This is a genomic window from Methylobacterium sp. E-066 (assembly GCF_022829635.1).
Lineage (GTDB): Bacteria > Pseudomonadota > Alphaproteobacteria > Rhizobiales > Beijerinckiaceae > Methylobacterium.
This window is the reverse complement of the sequence record NZ_JAKSYO010000115.1, coordinates 16,425-32,572: the sequence shown is the minus strand read 5'-3', so window position 1 is coordinate 32,572 and position 16,148 is coordinate 16,425. Positions and strand designations below refer to the sequence as shown.

The window sequence follows — 16,148 nt, the reverse complement described above, 5'->3', positions numbered from 1 at the left end:
ACCCCCAGCAGGGCTATACGTGCGGTCGACAACGCTCAAGACGGCAGGAAGATCAGAACAGCTTGAGGCCTTTCAAGCTGGCATGTCCGTTTCGACCGAGGATGACATGGTCGTGCACCACAATTTTAAGGGGTGCCAGGACCGAGACGATCTCGCGGGTCATCGCCACGTCGGCCGCCGACGGGGCCGGGTCGCCCGAGGGATGGTTGTGGGCGAGGATGATCGCGGTGGCCGAGAGTTCCAGCGCCCGGCGGGCGACCTCGCGGGGATAGACCGGCGTGTGGTCGACCGTACCGCGCCCCTGCACCTCGTCGGCGATGAGGTGATTGCGCTTGTCGAGGAACAAGATGCGGAATTCCTCGCGCGGCGCGAACGCCATGGTGGTGCGCAGATAGTCCTGGAGCGCGCTCCAGGAATTGAGCAGGTCGCGCGTGCGGAGCGCCCCCCGGGCGAGCCGCCGCCCCGCGGCCTCGATCACCTTGAGGTCGGCGGCGACCCCGGCGCTCACGCCCTCGACCTCCATCAGCCGGGCCGGCTCGGCGCTCAGCACCTCGGCGAAGCTTCCGAATCGGGCAACCAGCGCCTTGGCGAGCGGCTTCACGTCCCGCCGGGGAATCGCCCGGAACAGGACCAGTTCCAGCAGCTCGTAATCGGCCAAGGCGTCGCCGACCGCCGCGAATTTCTCCCGCAGGCGGTCGCGATGGCCGTGATAATGCGGCGGCTCCTTGGCGGCAGGCACGGCGCTCTCGGCGAACAGCCCCGCCGCGCTGCCGTCCTCCGGAGCCACGGCCGGTCAGGCCGCCGGATTGATGGGCTGATGCAGCCCCTCGGGCGAGATCGTGAAGATCTCGACGCCGGTCTCGGTCACCGCCACGGTGTGCTCGAACTGGGCGGAGAGCGAACGGTCGCGGGTCACCGCGGTCCAGCCGTCGCCCAGCACCTTCACGGCCGGCCGGCCGAGATTGATCATCGGCTCGATGGTGAAGAACTGGCCGGGCTTCAACGGCACGTCGTAGCTCGCCTCGACGTAGTGCAGGATGGTCGGCGCATCGTGGTAGATCCGCCCGAGGCCGTGGCCGCAGAAGTCGCGCACCACCGAGCAGCGCTCGCTCTCGGCGAAGGTCTGGATCGCCCGGCCGATATCGTTGGTCGAACCGCCGGGCTTCACCGCCGCGACGCCGCGCATCAGCGCCTCGTAGGTGATCTCGCACAGGCGCTGCGCCTTGCGGGGCACCTCGCCGACATAGGCCATCCGGCTCGAATCGCCGTGCCAGCCGTCGAGGATCAGGCAGCAATCGAGGTTGACGATGTCGCCCTCGCGCAGGGGCTTGTCGTTCGGGATGCCGTGGCAGACCACGTGGTTGATCGAGGTGCAGATCGACTTCGGATAGCCGCGATACAGCAGCGAGGCCGGATAGGCGCCGTGATCCATGGCGAATTCATAGGCGAGCTTGTCGAGCTCCTCGGTGGTGACGCCGGGCTGCGTCGCCTCCATCAGGACGTCCAGGGCCTCGGCGGTCAGGCGCCCGGCCCGGCGCATGCCCTCGAATCCTTCGGGACCGTGGATCGGCGGCTCCGGCGCGCGGCGCGTGCCCTGCGCGGTGGCCTGTTCCTGTTGCATCGTCGTGACTTTTTGCGGCGTCGTAAATCGGGTGCCGACCCTATGTACGGTGCCCGGCGCGGCAGGCCAAGCCGCCCGCGCCGGACGGTGCACGGGTGCGCGGCGGTGGAGGCTTGCGTGGGCCGCGGGGCTGGCGGCATAAGCGGCCGCGAGGCGCCCCGGAGCGCCCGGGCAGATTCGCCCGTGCGGACGGGTGCGGGGCAGGCGAGGGCCGTATGGCAGGCAAGGCGGTACCGCACTTCCACAACGAGCCGGGCGTGCCGGTGATCGCGGTCGGGGTGAAGGAATTCATGTGCATCGGCGCGCTGCCGCCGTTCGACCACCCGCACGTGTTCCTCGACATGGGCGCCGACACCGAGATCATCTGCCAGTACTGCTCGACGCTCTATCGCTACCGCGCCGGCCTGAAGGCCGACGAGGCCGATCCGCAGGCCTGCGTCTGGCACGACGCCGCCGCCGTCGCCGCGGAGTAGCGCCCCCTCCATTGCCCTCAGACAGTCGAACGCCCCTGGAAATCGGGATCGTCGGGGCCGGGATCGGCGGTCTGACCGCGGCCCTGGCCCTGTCGGATGCCGGGCACGCCGTCACGGTGATCGAGCGTCGCACCGGCTTCAGCGAGGTCGGGGCCGGGATCCAGATCTCCCCGAACGCGAGCCGGGTGCTGGCCGATCTCGGCCTCTCTGCGGCCCTGCGCCGGGCGGCGAGCGAGCCGCCGGGGGTGGAGGTGCGCGCCCTTGAGAGCGGCCGCCGGATCGGCGGCGTGGCGCTGGGCGTGGCGGCCCAGGAGCGCTTCGGCGCGCCCTATTACGTGATCCACCGGGCCGACTTGCAGACCCTGCTGCTCGATGCCCTGCGCAGCCGCCCGGCGATCCGCCTGATGATGGGCCGCGACATCACCGGCCTCGCCGAGACCGATTCCGGCGCCGTCCTCACCGCCGAGAGCAGCGGCGGCGCCCAGGCGTTGCCGTTCGACCTCGTGATCGGCGCCGACGGCCTGCGCTCCCGCCTGCGCGCTCATCTCGACGCAGCGCCGCTGCGGCCGGGCCGCGCGGCGGCGTGGCGCGCCCTGATCCCCAGTGAGGCGGTGCCGGAGGCGCTGCAAGGTCCGGCCACCGGCCTGTGGCTCGGCCGGGGCCGGCACGTCGTGCATTACCCGGTGCGGGGCGGCCGCTTCCTCAACGTCGTGGCGGTGGTGCCCGAGGCGGTGGGCGACGAGGATTGGGGTCGCCTCGGCGAGCCCGCGGTGCTGCGCGCGCATCTGCGCGGCTGCGCCGGCCCCTTGCGCGATCTGCTGAGCCTGCCCGATTCCTGGCTGGTCTGGTCGCTGGCCGACCGGGCCGTAGCCCGTCCCCTGGCCGCCGGCCGGGTGGCGCTGCTCGGCGACGCGGCGCACCCGGTCCTGCCCTACCTCGCCCAGGGGGCCGCCCTGGCGATCGAGGATGCCGCCGTGCTGAGCCGCGCCCTGGCGGACAACGCCGACGTCCCCGCGGCGCTCGCAGTCTATTCAACCGATCGGACCGCCCGGGTGCGCCGGGTGCAATGGGCGGCCCGCTCGAACGGCCGGACCTACCACGCCGGCCGTCTCCTGGGCTTTGCCCGCAACACCGTGATGGCCCGCCTCGGCCCCGACGGCATGCGCGACCGTTACGCTTGGCTCTACGGCTGGACGCCCCCCGCTTGATCACGCGCGCCGGCGCCGCTACCGAGGGGCCCATGCGGACGTGGCGGAACCGGTAGACGCACGAGACTTAAAATCTTGCGGCCGCAAGGCCGTGCGGGTTCGAGTCCCGCCGTCCGCACCATGAAACCCGAATCGATCGCCGCTTCACTCCTCCGGGATCCGGCCCGGCGGCACCGGCCCCCGGCCGCGCTCGCGCTCCGTCCGCACCGGGCGCCGCTGACGCTCGGCGCGGATGTCGTCGGGGGTCGGCGGGGCCGAGGGATAATTCGACGCGAACGGGTGGGCCGGCGCAGACCGCGAAGAGCCGCCGAAGAGTGAATCGAAAAAGCCCTCCTCGGCGTGGACATGCGTCGAAGCGACGAGGAGGCCGAGGGCCAGGATCGGGCGAAGCAGCGTCGTCATCCGGTCCCGCTAGCCCGACTTTCCGGCGGATCGGAGGCCGGCTTGGAACCCGGCGGCGGGCGACGGGTTCGCGTTCCACCAATCCGAGCGCGTACAGGAGTCGCAATGTCCGAGGTTACCTATCGCATCGTCGAGCACGATGGCGGCTTCGCCTACAAGGTCGGCGACGTCTTCTCCGAGACTTTCCCGAGCCGCGAAGAGGCCCTCCAGGCCGCCCAGGCCGCCGCCGCCGAGCAGCAGGTCCCCGGCTCCACCGAGGGCATCCGCTACCAGGACAAGAGCGGAAGCTGGCACGACGAGACCGCGCAGGGCAGCGATCGTCCCCGCGCCAAGGTTGTGGACTGACCGGAGCGGCCTTGCCGTGGCGCCAACGAAAGCCGCAACCCAGGCGCGCACCAAGGCCCGTCCGAAGCCGGACGCCACCCCCAAGCCGGCGCGTCCCAAAGGTGCGCGCCGCACGACCCCGTCGCCCGAGACCCTGGCGGAGCTGGGGCCGGACCGGCTCATCGGGCTGATCCTCGGCGAGACCGCACGCAACCCCACCTTCAAGAAGCTGGTCACCGCCGCGCTCGCCGCCCTGCAGGGTCCGGATGCCGTCGCGGCGATGATCGACCGGCGGCTGGCGGCCCTCGAATCCGCCCAGGGCTACATCGACTGGCAGAAGCGCCGGGCCTTCGCGGCCGATCTTGACGCAACCGTGACGGTCATCCTCAACGAGCTGCGCCCGCTGGATGCCGGCGCCGCCCTCGATCGTCTCCGGCGCTTCTTGGACGGCGGCGACGCGGTGCTGAACCGGGTCGATGACAGCACCGGCGCGGTGCAGGGCGTCTATGAGCGCGCCACGGACGCCTTCGTGGAGATTGCCGCCGGTCTGACGCCGGCCGAGGCCGCACGGGTCGCCACCAGCCTCGTCGCCCCCTTCACGGCCGACCCGTTCGGCCCCCTCGGCACGCTGCTGGGCGAGATGGTGTCGACGCTCGCGCCGGACGCGCTATCGGAGATCGACACGGCGCTGGCGGAAGCAGCTGCTGGGATGGAGATGGCCGGCACTCCACGGAGTGACGCCGCCCATCGCCGCGTCGCCGCCCGCGGTCAGATCCTGCGCCTGCGCCAAGTGATCGCCGACCGGCGCAACGACACCGACGCCTTCATCGCCCTGGAGTGCGAGATTGCGCCGGGCCGGGAGGACCGCCGTTCGGTCGCGCAACGCCTGCTCGGCGCCGGCCGGGCCGGGGAGGCCCTGGACTGGATCCGGCGGGAGCAGGAGCCGGGCCTGCGCATCGTGACCCGCGCCGACCTGATCGCCGGCTTCGACCCGCGCGGGCCCGAGCGCGAGCGGCAGGCGTTGGAGATCGAGATCCTCGACGCGCTCAACCGGGGCGAGGAGGCGCAGGCCCTGCGCTGGGCGCTGTTCGAGCGCGATCTCGACGCCCCGATGCTGCGCGCCTACCTCGCCAAGCTCCCGGATTTCGAGGACGAGGAGGCGCTTCAGAAGGCGCTCGATCACGCCGAGTCTTTCGCCAATCCCCACCGGGCACTCGCCTTCCTGGTGGGCTGGCCGGACCTATCCCGGGCTGCGGGGCTGGTCACCGAGAAGCGAAAGCTCTGGCAGGGCGAGAACTACGCCGTGCTGGCGCCGGCCGCCGAGGCCCTGGTCCAGGATTACCCGCTCGCCGCCACGATCCTGTATCGCCGCCTTCTCGACGGCATCCTCGAATCCGGCCGCAGCGCCGCCTATGCCCACGGTGCGCGCTACCTGCTGGAACTCGATGGCCTCGCCGACCGCCTAGCGGCGGGTGCGATCGACCCAGCGCCGGCCGCCTACCGGGAGAGGCTGCGGCGGGATCACGGCCGCAAGCACGCGTTCTGGGGGTTGCTGCGCGACTGAGCGCCTGTTTGACCGGTCATTCCCATCCTCAACCTCATCCTGCGGTGGCGTAGCGGAGCGGAGCCCTCGAAGGAGCCCTCCAGCCAGCCGCGCGATCCCTTGAGGGCTCCTTCGAGGCTGCTGCGCAGCACCTCAGGATGAGGGGAGAGATCAGGATCTCCGTCGATCAGAACCATCACGCGACTGCAATCGCGCAGTCAAACAGGCTCTGAGATGTTGTCGTCCAAGTCGTTTGGCATCCAGATGCAGATCCTAGTCTTTTCTACATCCCCGACGCGTGCCTGGAAGATGCGCCTGAAAATCGGTCCCTTTGTTGGATCAGGGATTTAGCTCGGCTATTCCCGTCATTGCGAGCGCAGCGAAGCAACCCAGGGACACGCACCATTCTGGGATCGCGCGCTGCCCTGGGTTGCTTCGCTGCGCTCGCAATGACGGTTGAGACGATGATACGCGCGGGCCGGCCGGGAACGGCGGGCGGGAGAGCGAGCCCTATGAGGCTTCCAAAACCTCGATCGCATCGACGCGATCGGGATAGAACGCGACGTGGTCCCTGATGGCCGAAACGGCCGGGAACGGCGCCTCGTAGCTCCACACCGCATCGGGGCGCCGAACGCCTTCGACGACGAGATCGAAATACCGGGCCTCGCCCTTGTACGGGCAGTGGCTGGTCTTGGCGGAGGGCACGAAGGAGTCCGCCTGGATGTCCGCCCGAGGGATGTAGAACACCGGCGGGTAGCTCGCCTCCTGCAGGCGCACGGCGTTGCGCGTGTCCGCCACCGCCACGCCGGCGACCAGCACGCGGATCCGGTGCGGCTCCGGCGTGAGGGTGATCGGATGGTCTGGTCCGGGCTGTTTCATGGCGTTCTCCCAGGTTCGGGTTTCAGTTCGACGGTTCCAAGGGCATCGGCCAAGCGGGATTTGGCGGTCCCGGGGCGCAGCGGCTTTTGCTGGCTCTCATGGGGGACCCAGCCTGAGAGCCACAGCACCTCGAAGGTCGCCCGCACCCGCCCGTCGGGGTCCGAAAAGCGCTCGGCATAGACTTCCGCAGCACGCACCAGGGTCGCCCGGCGCAGGGGCGTGCGCCGACGCTCGGTGAGCACGTTGGTCATGCCCATGGCGCGCAGATCGCGCATCAGCCCGAACAGGTCGGCGTAGCGCACCGTCAGGGTGTCGGTATCGGCCACCGGCAGGGCGAACCCCGCCCGCTGCAGCAGGGCGCCTGCCTCGCGCACAGCCGCGAACGGCGACACCCGCGGGCTGATCCCGCCCTCGATCTCGCTCTCGGCCTGGGCGAAGCTCTGGCGCAATTCGGTGAGCGTCGCGCCGCCGAGCAGGCAGCCGAGGAACAGGCCGTCCGGCCGCAGCGCCCGGCGCAGCTGAATCAGCGTGCCAGGAAGATCGTTGACGGCGTGCAGCGTCAGCAGGGAGACGGCCAAGTCGAGGCTCCCGGCGACCAGGGGCAGGAATTCCGGGTCTCCGACGATGTGGTTGCCGCCGGATCCGGGCAGGGCCGCCAGGCGGAGAATCAGGGATTTCGGATACCGGGACGCGAGCGCCGTGCCCGCCCCCGTGCCGGGTGTGGCGAGGTCGAGCACCGTCGAGAAATCGCGCAGTACCGCGCCCAGGCGATCATCCAGATCCTCGACGAGCCGGTCGAGCAGAAAACCGGCGTAGCCGATCCGCTCGGCCCGGGCGAGGCGATGGCGGGCGAGGGCGGTGTCGAACAGGGCGGCCGGGGCGTTCATGGGCCTGCACATGGCGCTTGCGGCGGCGTCCCGCCAGCATCCCGTCCGCATGCCTGTGAACAGGATCGATGGCGGCTGCACACGGTGCCGTGAGGCGCGCTAACCTCATGGAACGACTCGGCAGCGCCGCCGTTCCTGCTGCGACCGACCGTAAGGCCGAGATTGATCAAGGAGTTCAGGTCATGAAGCGCACGCTCATCGGAGCCGCAATGGCCCTCGCCGCCCTCACCGCCGCGAGCGGCGCAGAGGCCAAGGGCTGCATCAAGGGCGCGATCGTCGGCGGCATCGCCGGCCATTATGCCGGGCATCACGGCCTGGTCGGCGCCGCCGCCGGCTGCGCCATCGGTCGCCACCGGGCGAATTCCCAGGCCCGGCAGCGAGACCAGGCGATCGACCAGCAGGGCGCACGCCCGGTCTCGGCCCGCTAAGACCGGTCCTTCGACCGCATGACGGCGATCAACGCCGTCGCATCGGCCCTGCGCGGCTTGCCGCGCGGGGTCGTGTCGTTGATCTACCCGCCGACTTGCTCCGGCTGCGGCGGTGCGACTGCTGATCCCGGCGCCCTGTGCCCGGCCTGCTGGACCGGCCTGCGCCTGATCGAAGAACCCCTATGCCAGCGCTTCGGGAGGCCGTTCGCGGTCGATCTCGGCGTCGGGCCGCTGCTCTCGCCGCGCGCCATCGCCGAGCCGCCGGTCTTCGGACGCGCCCGCGCGGTTGCCCTCTACGATGAGGTCGCCCGCCGTCTGGTCCACCGGTTGAAGTACGAGGATCGGCTCGATTTGGCCGGCGTGATGGGCCGGATGATGGCGGCGAGCGGCCGGGCCTTGATCGCTGAGGCGGAGTGCATCGTTCCGGTCCCGTTGCACCGCTGGCGGCTCTGGCGCCGGCGCTTCAATCAGGCCGCCCTGCTGGGCCGGGTGATCGCCAGGGGCGCCGGGCTGCCGTTCGAGCCGTCGGTGCTGGTCCGGGTCCGGGCGACCCGCTCCCAGGTCGGCCTGAGCCGGGCGGCCCGGGCCGAGAACCTGAGCGGGGCGTTCCGGGTGGCGGCCGCGCAGGCGCACCGCATCCGCGGACGGCGGGTCCTGCTGATCGACGACGTCATGACCACCGGCGCCACAGGCAATGCCGCCTCCCGGGCGCTCCTGCGCGGCGGGGCGGCGTCGGTGGACCTGCTGACCTTCGCGCTGGTCGATACCGCCGCCGGGTAAGACCGGTCAGGCCGTGGCCCGCTCGCGGTTCGGGAAACTCACCGCCAGGGTGAAGTCGAACGCCTCCGCGATGCTCTCGTACCAAAGCGAGAACGGCGTCGGCCGGGCGAGGTGGAGCGCGCCCTCGGTCTCGGAGCCGGCCCGGTGCAGGGCCGCGCCCTGCTTGGCTGCCAGCCGCAGCATCGGGCCGTTGCCGGAGAGGCAGCGCACGTGCAGGTCGGCCACGCCGCGATGGCGGGCGGCGCGGGCGATCCGGGCGAACAGGTCGGCACCGATGCCCTGCCGACGGAAGGCGCGCTCGACCGCGAAGGCCGCCTCGGCGCTCGGACCGAGGCCGTAGGGCGAGGCACCCGGCCCCATGGGCCGCAATTCGGCCAAGCCGCGCAGTTCGCCGTCCACGAAGGCGCCGTACATCACCCCCTGAGCGGTGAGCGCCTGCGCGGCATAGGCCCGCACGCCGGCTTCACTGACATTGCCCATGAAGCGATTCGCACGCGCCTCGGAATCGAGGCGCAGGAAATAGTCGAGCACCGCATTGCGGTCGGCCGGCCATAGGCGCCGGACCGTGTGGGCCGACACGGCGAGGTGTCGAACAGCCATGATGGGTCTCCGGTCTGTGCGCGTTGTCGCGCCGATTAATCCGGACGTTCCTCCCGAAAGACGGGGCTGATCTCGCATCCCCATGGCCGTTGTGCAATGCAGCAATATGACTGAGGCCAACCGTGGACACGCTGCCATGCGCGGACCGGATGGAACGGTTCGCCGTACCGTGTTCCGGGCTGGGCTTGATTCGGGTCCAGCTTGCGCGGCACAGGGATGCGGCTCAGGTCGGGAACGGTCGATCGGGCGCGGGGGGTGCCGGTCAGGCGCCATGCGGAGCTGCAGGGGACCGGCGGCGTGAGCGAGCAATCCGGGAAGCAACACGCGCCATCCGCGGAGGCGCGGGCCAGCGCCGTGTCGCCCGGCCCGGTCCATGAGCGTTACGAGGCCCTGGTCGCCACCGGCGCGATCGAGCGCGATCCCGCCCAGGCGCAGCTGGTGCGTGCCCTCGACCGGCTGCTCCAGGACCTCGGGCGGCGCAAGCGTGCCAGCAAGACCAGCGCGCTCGGCTGGTTGTTCCGGCGCAAGGACGAGGCCGAGGCGCCCAAGGGGCTCTACATCTGGGGCTCGGTCGGGCGCGGCAAGACCATGCTGATGGACCTGTTCCACGACGCCGCGCCGGCGCCGAAGCGGCGGGTCCATTTCCACGGCTTCCTGGCGGACGCGCATGAGCGCATCCACGCCTACCGGCAGGCGCTAAAAGCCGGCACCGTGAAGGGCGACGATCCGATCGGCCCGGTGGCGGACCAACTCGCCGACGAGGCGACCCTGCTGTGCTTCGACGAGTTCACGGTGACCGACATCGCCGACGCGATGATCCTCGGCCGCCTGTTCGGCCATCTGTTCCGGCGCGGCGTCACCGTGGTGGCGACCTCGAACGTCGAGCCCGACCGGCTCTACGAGGGCGGCCTCAACCGGGCGCTGTTCCTGCCGTTCGTCGCGACCCTGAAGGAGCGGGTCGAGGTCGTGCGCCTCGATTCGCGCACCGATTTCCGCCTGGAGAAGCTCGGCGGCGCGGCCGTCTACCACGTCCCGGCGGACGAGGCCGCCCGGACGGCCCTGGACGCCGCGTTCAAGGGGCTGACCGGCAAGGCCAAGGGCCGCCCGGCCACGATCCAGGTCCATGGCCGGGACGTGGCGATTCCGGAGGAGGCGAACGGTGTCGCCCGCTTCGGCTTCGACGACCTCTGCCGCAAGCCGCTCGGGGCCTCGGACTACATGGCCCTGGCGCGGGCCTTCCACACGGTGATCCTCGACGGGATCCCGGTGATGCAGGAGGCCGAGCGCAACGAGGCCAAGCGCTTCATCACTCTGGTGGACACCCTCTACGACCGGCACGTGAAGCTGGTGGCGTCGGCGGCTGCCGAGGCGCAGGATCTCTACGTGGCCGAGACCGGCCGGGAAGCGTTCGAGTTCGACCGGACGGTCTCCCGCCTGATCGAGATGCGCTCGCGCGAATACCTCGCCCTGCCGCATGGGCGGGCCGATTCCGAGGCTTCGGGCGCCAGCACCGGGCTGGTGGAGACGTGAGCAGCCGCCCGGGAGTCGGATCGATCTTTCGCCTGCGGCGCCCGAACTGGCGCGGTGCCGGCCCGCTGGGGCCGCTGCTCGGCTCGCCGGCCGCCTTCGTCCTGCTGGTCGTGGCGCTCGCGGCCGGCACCGCCAACTACATCGCCGGGGAGGCCGACCGGGCCGCCACCGCGCAGGCCAACGCCACGATCGCGGGGGTCGAGCGCCTGCTCTCCGAGGTCAAGGACCTGGAGACCGGGGAGCGCGGCTTCGTGCTGGTCGGCAGCGAGGATTACCTGACGCCCTACACCCTCGCGCTCGGCAAGATCGAGACCGAGCTTGCCGGCCTCGGCTCGACCGCGCAGGAGCCGGTGCGCGCCGGCGGCCCGTCGCTCGCCGGGCTGGTGGCGCAGAAGCGCGACTTCGCCACCCGGGTGGTCGCGGCGCGCCGGGAACGGGGCTTCGACGCGGCCACAGACCTCGTGCGCACCGGCGAGGGCAAGCGTCTCATGGACGCGATCCGCATGGAGGCCGCCGCCCGCCAGGCAATGACGGCCCAGCACCTCGCCGACGTGCAGGTTCGGGAGCGCTGGCGCGGGCTGATCCTGTTCCTGCTCTCCGGTGCGGCGGCGCTCGGCGCGATCGTGCTGCTCGCCCGCCTCGCCCTGGTGCGGCGGCAGGAATCCCTGCGCATGTCGCGCCTGCTCGACGGCGTGCTCGCCAACGCGCCCGTGGGCCTCGGCTTCCTCGATCGGGACCTGAAGATCCGCCACATGAACCGGGCGCTCGCCACCATGAGCGAGCGCGGCTTCGGGGCCGATCTCGGCGCGCCGATCTGGGCGATGCTCCCGACCCTGCGCGAGGCGCTGGCGCCCAAGCTTGCCGCGGCCCTCGAAGCGGGTCTGGTCTCGCCGAACGTGCCGGTGGCGGTGCCGACACCCTCCGCCCCCGGCGGCGTGCGCCAGTTCTCGATGAGTTTCTATCCCCTGCGCGGCGAGGGCACGTCGCCCGACAGCGGCCAGGACGTGGAGGGCGTCGGCCTGGTCGTGGTCGACGACACGATCCGACATCTGGCCGAGATGCGGACCCGGCGCAGCGAGGAGCGCTTCCGCTCGCTGATCGAGGCCAGCGCGGCGATCGTCTGGACCGCCAACCCGGAGGGAAGCCTGCACCGGCGCCAGACCGCCTGGAGCCGCTTCACCGGCCAGGACGAGGCCACCTATGCCGGCCTCGGCTTCCTCGACGTGATCCACCCGGACGACCGCGCCCACACCCAGGCCGACTGGTCCCGGGCGGTGTCGACCCTGACGCCCTACGCCACCGAGCACCGGCTGCGCGCCCGCTCCGGCGTCTACCGCCACATGAGCGTGCGCGCGGTCCCGATCCTCGAAGCGGACGGGACCTTGCGCGAATGGGTCGGCACCCACACCGACATCACCGAGCGCAAGGAGGCGGAAGCGGCCATCGAAGCGGCCCGCGCGGCGGCCGAGGCGGCCAACGAGGCCAAGAGCCAGTTCCTGGCCAATATGAGCCACGAGCTGCGCACGCCGCTCTCGGCGGTGATCGGCTATTCCGAGATGGTCCAGGAGGAGCTGGAGGATCTCGGCGAAGCCGACCTGATCGCCGACATGAAGAAGATCGAGTCCAATGCGCGTCATCTCCTCGGCCTGATCAACGACGTGCTCGATATTTCGAAGATCGAGGCCGACCGGGTCGAGATCTATGCGGAGGATTTCGACGTGGCCGAGGTGGTCCGCGACGTGGCCGCCACCGTCGAGGGCCTGATCGCCAAGAAGGGCAACGCCCTGGCCCTGGAGCTGGCCGAGGATGTCGGCCGGGCCCATACCGACGTGACCAAGCTGCGCCAGTGCCTGATCAACCTCTTGAGCAACGCCGCGAAGTTCACCGAGAACGGCCGGATCACACTCGGCGTCACCCGCACCGCCGAGGCTCTGCGCTTCACGGTGGCGGATACCGGCATCGGCATGAGCGACGAGCAGGTCGGGCGGCTGTTCGAGCGCTTCACCCAGGCCGACGCCTCGACCACACGGCGCTTCGGCGGCACCGGGCTCGGTCTGTCGATCACCCGGGCCTTCTCGGAGATGCTCGGCGGCGCCATCGTGGTGGAGAGCCGGGAAGGGCAGGGGACCACCTTCACGCTGACGCTGCCGGTGCAGTTCCGGGGCCCGGAGGCCGAGCACGCGCAGACGCCCGGCGATACCCCGGGCGATCGCAGGACGATCCTGGTGGTCGACGACGATGCCGCGACCCGGGACCTCCTCGCCCGCTTCCTGGAGCGCGAAGGATTCTCCGTTGCGGTGGCCGAGGACGGCCGCCGGGGTCTGGAACTGGCCAAGTCCCTGCGCCCCCGGGCGGTGCTCCTCGACGTGACCATGCCGCAGATGGACGGCTGGGCGGTGCTGCGCGCCCTCCGGGCGGATCCCGAGGTCGGCGCGACGCCGATCGTGATGGTGACGGTGCTGGACGAGCAGAACCTCGCCTTCTCGCTGGGGGCCACGGACTATCTTCAGAAGCCGATCGACTGGGGCAGCCTGCGCCATGTCATCGACCGGTTCCGGCCGGTCACCACGGACGGTCCGATCCTGGTGGTCGAGGACGAGGCGGACGTGCGCGCCCATGTCTGCGCCTATCTCGGCCGCGAGGGTTTCCCGGTGGTCGAGGCCGAGAACGGCCTGCGCGCCCTGGAAACCCTGGAGGCGGAGCGCCCCTGCCTGGTCCTGCTCGACCTGATGATGCCGGAGATGGACGGGTTCGGCTTCCTGCGGGCCTTGCGCGCCCGGCCGGGCTGGCGGGACATCCCCGTGGTGGTGCTCACCGCCAAGGACATCACCGCCGAGGACCGCCGCCGCCTCGCCGGCCAGGCCGACCGGGTGCTCGCCAAGGGCACGACGGGCTTGAGCGAGCTCGCCCGCGAGTTGCGAGCGCTGATGCCGGGGCATGCGGAGGTGGGCTGACGCCGCGCATCATCCCCGAGCGGGGGAGGCCGGCTCTTGGGACGATGCCGGCCGGGGGCCGCGGGCGATCCTGGCTGTCAGATCCCCCGGAACGCCAGCACCAGCGCCCCGACCGCGATGCCCCAAAGCGCCAGGGTCGACCAGAGCGCGCGCCGGCCCTCGCTGCGGGCGAAGTGCTCCAGACGCCGCGCGTCGCCCGTCCCGGCCTCGTCGAGGCGGACCAGCACGCGCTTGAGCCGGGTCGCGAGGTCGGGAATGTCGCCGACCACGTCGGACAGCACCCGCAGCGCCTCGAAGCCGCTCTGGGCACGCCCGAGCGGGCCGGCATTCTTGGTGATCCAGCTGCGCACCACCGGCTCGGCGGTGGTCCACATGTCGAGGCGCGGATCGAGCGAGCGGGCCACGCCCTCAACCACCACCATGGTCTTCTGCAGCATCACCAGCTCGGTCCGCGTGCTCATGTCGAACAGGGCGGTGATGTCGAACAGCAAGGTCAGCACCTTGGACATCGAAATCTCGTCGGCCCGGCGCTGGTGGATCGGCTCGCCGATCGCCCGGATCGCCTGCGCGAAATCCTCCACCGAATGGTGCGCCGGCACGTAGCCGGCCTCGAAATGCACCTTCGCCACCCGGCGGTAGTCGCGCAGGATGAAGCCGAGCAGGATCTCGGCGAGGAATCGGCGCTCGTTCAGGCCGAGCCGACCCATGATGCCGAAATCCACGGCGACGAGCCGCCCCTCGGCATCGACCAGCAGGTTCCCCTGGTGCATGTCGGCGTGGAAGAAGCCGTCCCGGATCGCTTGCCGCAAGAAGCTCTGGATCACGGTGCGCCCGATCGCCTGCGGGTCGTGGCCGGCGGCGGCGAGTTCGGCCGCGCTGTGCAGGCGCACGCCCTCGATCCACTCGGCGGACAGCACTTCCCGGGCGGTCAGCTCCCATTCGGGCTTGGGCACGCGGAAATCGAGGTCGCCCTTGGTGTTCTCGGCGATCTCTGAGGCGGCGGCCGCCTCCAGGCGGAAATCCATCTCCATCATCACGGAGCGGGCGAGAATCTCCACCACCTCGCGCGGGCGCAGCCGCTCGGCCTGCGGCGAGAGCGCGTGCACCACCCGGGCCATGAAGCGCATGACTTCGAGGTCGCGCATGAACCGCTCGCGGACGCCCGGCCGCATCACCTTCACGGCGAGCGCCCGCTGCGTGCCGTCGGCATCCTGCACGACCGCCTTGTGGACCTGCGCGATCGAGGCGGCGGCGATCGGCTCGCTGAACGAGACGAACAGCGTGTGCACCGGCTTGCCGAGCGCGGCCTCGACCACCTTCAGGGCGGTCTCCTGCGGGAAGGGCGGCACCCGGTCCTGCAGCCGCTCCAGGTCGAAGGCCGCCCGCATGCCGACGATGTCGGGCCGGGTCGCCAGGAACTGGCCGAATTTCACGTAGGACGGGCCAAGCCGTGTCAGGGCGGACGACAGACCGGCGGCGCCGTCATCCAGACCCCGGCGCTCCAGGGACCGTCCGAGCTTCAGGGCGAAGCGCAGATGCGCGGGGAGCTCGGAGGGATCGACGAGGGCGAGCGCGCCCTCGCGCGCCAGGACGAAGCCGACCCGGGCGCCGCGGAACAGGTTGATCGCGGCGCCGATCATCGACGCGCCGAGACGTTCCCGCCCCCCTCTGCGGGGGAGGGGGGGAGATCGCGTGCACCGGCCAAGATCAGGAGACCTTCCAGCCGGAATGGATCGCCACGATCCCGCCGGACAGCGGCCGGTCGGTGACGTGGCGGAAGCCGGCGCGCTCGATCATGCCGCTGAACGCGCCCCGGGTCGGGAATTTCCGGATCGATTCGACGAGGTACCGGTAGGATTCGGCATCCCCGGCGACGCGAGCGCCGATCCGCGGGATCACGTGGAAGGAATAGGCGTCGTAGATCCTGTCGAGCAGCGGGATGTCGACGGCGGAGAATTCGAGGCACAGGAACCGGCCGCCGGGCTTGAGCACCCGGCGCGCCTCGGCGAGCGCGGTCTCGATCCGCGGCACGTTCCGGATGCCGAAGGCGATCGTGTAGGCGTCGAAGGCGGCGTCCGGCAGGGGCAGGCTCTCGGCATTGCCGGTCACGAAGGCGATCCGGTCGCCCGCGCCCTCGACCTTCTCCTTGGCTCGCTCGGCGCCGACGCGCAGCATCGATTCGTTGATGTCGAGCACCGTAACCCGCGTCTTCGGGCCACCCGCAGCGAGCACCCGGAACGCCACGTCGCCGGTGCCGCCGGCCACGTCGAGATGCGCGAACGGCCGGCCCTGCGGCGGCCGCAGCATCGAGACGAGCTGCGCCTTCCAGGCCCGGTGCAGGCCCGCCGACATCAGGTCGTTCATGACGTCGTAGCGGCGGGCAACCGAGTGGAAGACGCTGTCGACGCGCCCCTGCTTCTCGTCGAGCGACACGCGCTCGAAGCCGAAATCCGCGCCCTCGCGCTCCGTCGCCCCGTCCCCGGCCTTCATGACGCTCCCGTTCCGAGAGCCGTTCCCGA

The 16,148-nt window shown here is 71.1% G+C and carries 16 protein-coding genes and 1 tRNA gene; 9 read left to right on the top strand and 8 right to left on the bottom strand.

Annotated elements, in window-relative coordinates; translation table 11 throughout:
* Positions 1-52: 52 nt before the first annotated feature.
* Both radC and map read right to left on the bottom strand, forming a co-directional pair.
* Positions 53-787 carry a RadC family protein gene (radC, locus tag MKL20_RS16580; protein WP_244037584.1) on the bottom strand — a complete coding sequence of 245 codons (735 nt, stop codon included), beginning with the start codon at positions 785-787 and terminating at the stop codon, positions 53-55.
* 6 nt (positions 788-793) lie between these two features.
* The gene (gene map / locus MKL20_RS16575; RefSeq protein WP_244037583.1) at positions 794-1,621 is read right to left on the bottom strand and encodes a type I methionyl aminopeptidase; all 828 of its coding nucleotides are present in this window, start codon (positions 1,619-1,621) and stop codon (positions 794-796) included.
* Between the two features lie 215 nt (positions 1,622-1,836).
* On the opposite strand from map, the gene MKL20_RS16570 reads away from it, so the two are divergent.
* From MKL20_RS16570 to MKL20_RS16560, 3 genes are all read left to right on the top strand, one after another.
* Positions 1,837-2,094, top strand: a complete 258-nt coding sequence (locus MKL20_RS16570; RefSeq protein ID WP_050732645.1) for a zinc-finger domain-containing protein — start codon at positions 1,837-1,839, stop codon at positions 2,092-2,094.
* A gap of 11 nt (positions 2,095-2,105) precedes the next feature.
* On the top strand, positions 2,106-3,302 hold the full coding sequence (locus MKL20_RS16565) for an FAD-dependent monooxygenase (RefSeq protein WP_244037582.1): 1,197 nt from the start codon (positions 2,106-2,108) through the stop codon (positions 3,300-3,302).
* A 34-nt stretch (positions 3,303-3,336) separates the two neighbouring features.
* Positions 3,337-3,423: transfer RNA gene (locus tag MKL20_RS16560), tRNA-Leu, on the top strand.
* Between the two features lie 23 nt (positions 3,424-3,446).
* Here MKL20_RS16560 and MKL20_RS16555 read toward each other — a convergent pair.
* Positions 3,447-3,704 carry a hypothetical protein gene (locus MKL20_RS16555; protein WP_244037581.1) on the bottom strand — a complete coding sequence of 86 codons (258 nt, stop codon included), beginning with the start codon at positions 3,702-3,704 and terminating at the stop codon, positions 3,447-3,449.
* Between the two features lie 105 nt (positions 3,705-3,809).
* Here MKL20_RS16555 and MKL20_RS16550 point away from each other — a divergent pair, with 105 nt between their 5' ends.
* Positions 3,810-4,049 (top strand): DUF2188 domain-containing protein, encoded by a 240-nt coding sequence (locus MKL20_RS16550; RefSeq protein WP_243970296.1) that lies wholly within the window; start codon positions 3,810-3,812, stop codon positions 4,047-4,049.
* Between the two features lie 16 nt (positions 4,050-4,065).
* Entirely contained in the window at positions 4,066-5,592 is a 1,527-nt protein-coding gene (locus MKL20_RS16545) for a DUF6880 family protein (protein ID WP_244037580.1), read from the top strand.
* 489 nt (positions 5,593-6,081) lie between these two features.
* On the opposite strand, the gene MKL20_RS16540 is transcribed toward MKL20_RS16545, so the two are convergent.
* Both MKL20_RS16540 and MKL20_RS16535 read right to left on the bottom strand, forming a co-directional pair.
* Positions 6,082-6,450 (bottom strand): DUF427 domain-containing protein, encoded by a 369-nt coding sequence (locus MKL20_RS16540; RefSeq protein WP_244037579.1) that lies wholly within the window; start codon positions 6,448-6,450, stop codon positions 6,082-6,084.
* Positions 6,447-7,337, bottom strand: a complete 891-nt coding sequence (locus MKL20_RS16535) for a methyltransferase domain-containing protein (protein ID WP_244037578.1) — start codon at positions 7,335-7,337, stop codon at positions 6,447-6,449. The genes MKL20_RS16540 and MKL20_RS16535 overlap by 4 nt, the downstream gene beginning before the upstream one ends.
* A gap of 182 nt (positions 7,338-7,519) precedes the next feature.
* On the opposite strand from MKL20_RS16535, the gene MKL20_RS16530 reads away from it, so the two are divergent.
* Together MKL20_RS16530 and MKL20_RS16525 are read left to right on the top strand one after the other, a co-directional pair.
* Positions 7,520-7,765: a hypothetical protein gene (locus MKL20_RS16530; protein ID WP_244037577.1), complete on the top strand. Its 246-nt coding sequence runs from the start codon at positions 7,520-7,522 to the stop codon at positions 7,763-7,765.
* Positions 7,766-7,783: 18 nt separating this feature from the next.
* Positions 7,784-8,545: a ComF family protein gene (locus MKL20_RS16525; protein ID WP_244037576.1), complete on the top strand. Its 762-nt coding sequence runs from the start codon at positions 7,784-7,786 to the stop codon at positions 8,543-8,545.
* 6 nt (positions 8,546-8,551) lie between these two features.
* Here MKL20_RS16525 and MKL20_RS16520 read toward each other — a convergent pair whose 3' ends face one another.
* Complete coding sequence (locus tag MKL20_RS16520; protein WP_243970285.1) at positions 8,552-9,145, bottom strand: GNAT family N-acetyltransferase; 594 nt, start codon at positions 9,143-9,145, stop codon at positions 8,552-8,554.
* 297 nt (positions 9,146-9,442) lie between these two features.
* Between MKL20_RS16520 and zapE the strand changes: the two genes are divergently transcribed.
* Positions 9,443-10,675 carry a cell division protein ZapE gene (gene zapE, locus MKL20_RS16515; protein ID WP_244037575.1) on the top strand — a complete coding sequence of 411 codons (1,233 nt, stop codon included), beginning with the start codon at positions 9,443-9,445 and terminating at the stop codon, positions 10,673-10,675.
* Complete coding sequence (locus MKL20_RS16510) at positions 10,672-13,629, top strand: response regulator (RefSeq protein ID WP_244037574.1); 2,958 nt, start codon at positions 10,672-10,674, stop codon at positions 13,627-13,629. Before zapE ends, MKL20_RS16510 begins: the two co-directional genes overlap by 4 nt.
* 77 nt (positions 13,630-13,706) lie before the next feature.
* Here the strand turns inward: MKL20_RS16510 and ubiB are convergent, their stop codons facing one another.
* On the bottom strand, positions 13,707-15,269 hold the full coding sequence (gene ubiB / locus MKL20_RS16505; RefSeq protein WP_244037573.1) for a 2-polyprenylphenol 6-hydroxylase: 1,563 nt from the start codon (positions 15,267-15,269) through the stop codon (positions 13,707-13,709).
* A 67-nt stretch (positions 15,270-15,336) separates the two neighbouring features.
* A complete protein-coding gene (gene ubiE / locus MKL20_RS16500) occupies positions 15,337-16,119 on the bottom strand; it encodes a bifunctional demethylmenaquinone methyltransferase/2-methoxy-6-polyprenyl-1,4-benzoquinol methylase UbiE (RefSeq protein WP_243970276.1) in 783 nt (260 codons plus the stop codon).
* Positions 16,120-16,148 lie beyond the last annotated feature (29 nt).